Below are 3,674 nucleotides of genomic sequence, written 5' to 3'. Positions count from 1 at the left end.
GCACTAAGACACAAAGCACTTCGTTATGAACTTTGTGCGACAGGTATGTGACGCTTGCACCATATACAAGGCCAGCAAATCTCATCCGGGTGTTTTAATGCCAAAAATCTAACAGACATTAATATATAATTTTTTTAATGTTTGATGTAAAATCACCAGCGTCCGTATTTTTAATGATTACGATCGCTTTCAGGAAGAAAAGTCAAAAACAAAGCTTTCTCCTATGAAATTACACGATTCGAGTTTTTTATAGGGCATTTCCAAAGCAAATGAGGTTGTCATGATATCAAAGCATTGGAACTTTCAGATGTTCATAGTAAATTGAGAGTGGGAATTTCCGGCATAAACCACCTGATCATATTCAAATAATTTAACTAAACACAAATGTAACATGGATAATAGAAGAGGTTTTATCAGAAAAACGGCAGCCGGGGCTGCTGGTATTGCGCTTGGGGCGACTGCATTTTCAGCCAAATCATATGGGAATATTCCGGGCGCTAATGATAGGATAATGTTGGCCTCCATTGGTATCCGGGGCCGGGGAAAAGGCTTACTGAACAGTTTTTCAAAAATGTATGGAGACGGGGTCATGGTAAAAACCATATGTGATGTGGACAGTCAGTTTTTTGCAGAAAGGGTTAAACTGGCAGCCGATAACCAGAAAGGCAACAAACCCGACACTGAGATCGACATGAGAAAAGTCTATGAGGATAAAGAAATCGATGCCGTGGTCATTGCCACCCCCAACCACTGGCATGCGCTGGCGACTATCTGGGCATGTCAGGCCGGAAAACATGTATACGTCGAAAAGCCAAGCTCCCATAATGTGTGGGAAGGCCGTAAAATGGTAGAGGCAGCCAGAAAATATGACAGGAATGTCCAGGTCGGATTCCAGAATCGCTCCATCAGCAACGTGATGCAAGCGATGCAATTCCTGCATAACGGTGGCATAGGGGAAGTTTTTATGGCACGAGGCTCATGTTTCAAGCCCCGTGATTCATTTGGAATCTCCGAAGACAGCACCCCACCTTCTACCCTGAATTATGACCTGTGGCTGGGGCCTGCAAGTTATCGTCAATACAATGAGAAAAAAGGACATTACAACTGGCATTGGCATTGGGACACCGGCAATGGTGATACCGGTAACCAGGGGCCCCACCAGTTTGACGTTGCCCGCTGGGGCCTCAACAAAAAAGTCCATCCCGTAAAAGTACAATCCATGGGAGGAATATTCGGCATCTCTCCGAAGGAATGCTCTCAGGAAACGCCCAACACGCAAACTTCAGTGTTTGAATATGAAGACGGTAAAATCCTCGAATTCGAAACACGTGGACGTTATACTAACGCCGAATCAAATGCAGGCATTAAAATCGGCAACTTGTTTTATGGCACCGACGGTTGGCTGGAAGTTAATGGCAGCAACTGGAAAGCCTATAAACAAAGGGAAAATGAACCGTTTGCCGGATCAGATATGGCAGAAACCGCAGCCATCGGTGGTGACAAAAGCTTTCGCACAGCTCCGGATAGTAAAGGACATTTCGGTAATTTCATAGATGCCCTGAAAGCCGGTGACCGACAAGTCTTGAATTGCGACGTCGCCGAAGGGCATATGTCGACGGTACTGCCGCTCATTGCCAATGTGGCTTACAGGGTTGGAGAAACACTACGATTTAATGGCGAGTTTGAAGAGTTTATCGACAATGAAGAAGCGGATATGCTACTTACAAGAAAGTACAGGTATCCTTACATAGTTCCTAAAAAGGTCTGAGGGTTTTCTACTTTCTAAAAGATAAATTTGGGGCTTAAACTAAGGCATGTACTTTAATTTAAGCCCTTTTTGATCGCATTGCCTCGGTCTTTTTGATAGAATCATCCATGACCGATTTTTGGTACGCTGCTGACGCTGCACTATACATGGCAATCTTTCCTTCACGAACGCTGTGGATTCCCCAGCTATATCTTTTGGTTAAAGGAGAAGACCTCAAACAGGGTTGTCCCTTGGAAAAATAAAGCTGTCTTTGTGCTTCTGTAGTTAAAAAAAGGGCATCACAAAGTGCCCCAAGATCAGACAATTGACCAAATAGCTAACAAAAAATAATTAATTCATAAATATTTGATATTCAATGATTTATGAATTAGTTATATAGTAGTTTCCCAACAGCGTTGCTCCCATCCGCAGAAAATAACAGAACTTTAGTTATATGAGAGGCACCGAGGCACAAAGAACTTTGCCGAAAACGTTGTGTAAAAGCTACGGGACGCTTGCGCCATAGTAGTAGCATACAGCAACAGTAAGCCCGTAACCTTTCATGAGTCAAAGGCAACCCGCCACTGAAAATACCATTCAATTGATGTAATATCTCTTTATTGAACAATTCAATAAATTCAATATATGTTGCAACATTAATTATGGTCTGTCCGTTAGTCCTAACATCCAAGCTAAAAAATAAATGATGAATAACACTAAATCAATACTTTTCGAAAACTACCAACTCGGAAACTTAACACTTTCCAACAGAACGGTAATGTCTCCCATGACCAGGTCGAGAGCTACAGCAGATCACATTCCGACGGACATCATGGCGGAATATTATGCACAAAGGTCCGCAGCAGGACTTATTATCACAGAAGGTACGGCCCCATCGCCTAACGGAACTGGCTATCCGCGTATACCAGGCATTTACAATAACATGCAGGTCCGAGCATGGAATAAAGTGACTGATGCGGTACATGCCAAAGGTGGCAAAATTTTCGTTCAACTGATGCATACCGGTAGAATCTCTCATCCGCTTAATATGCCGGAAAATAGCGAGGTACTGGCTCCATCTGCCATCCCCGCCGGCGGCACTAAGATGTACACTGACCAGAAAGGTGAAAAAGAATTACCCACCCCCAAAGCCATGACCCGGGAGGATATCCACACAACTATAGATGAGTTTGTAAAAGCTTCTGAAAATGCCGTTGAGGCAGGATTCGATGGCGTGGAGCTTCACGGAGCCAACGGTTATTTGCTGGAGCAGTTTCTGTTTCCCGGAGCCAACAACCGGGATGATGAATATGGAGGCTCTATCGAAAATCGAGCCAGGTATGTATTAGAAGTTGCCAAAAAGACCGCAAATGCCATCGGAAAAGATAAAGTTGGAATCAGACTTTCGCCCTTTGGCGCATTTAATGAAATAACGGCGGCAGAAGATGAAGCAGAACTCTATAACTATCTCTCCTCAGAATTAGGAAAAGCAGGCCTTCTTTATATCCACATCGTAGATCATTCAGGCATGGGCACTCCTGAGGTACCACGCAGCATTAAAGAATCTATCCGGGATAATTTCGTAGGTCCCATCATTCTTTCAGGTGGATATGACCGGGAAAAGGCCGAAAAAGACCTGGAAGAGGGATTAGGACACCTGGTGGCTTATGGTAAGCCATTCCTGGCAAACCCTGATCTTGTCGAAAGATTGAAAAAAAACGCTCCATTAAACAATCCCGATTTCAAAACACTGTATACGCCGGGAGAGAAAGGATATACTGACTATCCAAGATTGGAGGAAGTGGGGCAGGCGTAATGTAAACGTCCGGCTTGTGGTTTTCAACGACGGGGGAGCACAAGCCGGACGTGGCTGTTACACAACGTTTTCGACAAAATTCTTTGTGCCTCTTTGTGTCTTAGTGCCTCC

At 44.0% G+C, this 3,674-nt stretch carries 3 protein-coding genes; 2 read left to right on the top strand and 1 reads right to left on the bottom strand.

All coding sequences use genetic code 11. The annotated features are described in order from the left end of the window. Nucleotides 1–391 precede the first annotated feature (391 nt). Nucleotides 392–1,768 (top strand): Gfo/Idh/MocA family protein, encoded by a 1,377-nt coding sequence (locus AC04NP_RS30320; RefSeq protein WP_482863878.1) that lies wholly within the window; start codon nt 392–394, stop codon nt 1,766–1,768. A 58-nt stretch (nt 1,769–1,826) separates the two neighbouring features. On the opposite strand, the gene AC04NP_RS30315 is transcribed toward AC04NP_RS30320, so the two are convergent. Then, entirely contained in the window at nt 1,827–2,072 is a 246-nt protein-coding gene (locus AC04NP_RS30315; RefSeq protein ID WP_482863877.1) for a DUF6157 family protein, read from the bottom strand. Between the two features lie 378 nt (nt 2,073–2,450). Between AC04NP_RS30315 and AC04NP_RS30310 the strand changes: the two genes are divergently transcribed. After that, nucleotides 2,451–3,563 carry an alkene reductase gene (locus AC04NP_RS30310; RefSeq protein ID WP_482863875.1) on the top strand — a complete coding sequence of 371 codons (1,113 nt, stop codon included), beginning with the start codon at nt 2,451–2,453 and terminating at the stop codon, nt 3,561–3,563. Nucleotides 3,564–3,674 lie beyond the last annotated feature (111 nt).

The sequence above is a fragment of the Agaribacillus sp. DX54 genome (genome assembly GCF_056858335.1).
This window is presented reverse-complemented; position numbering and strand designations above follow the sequence as displayed.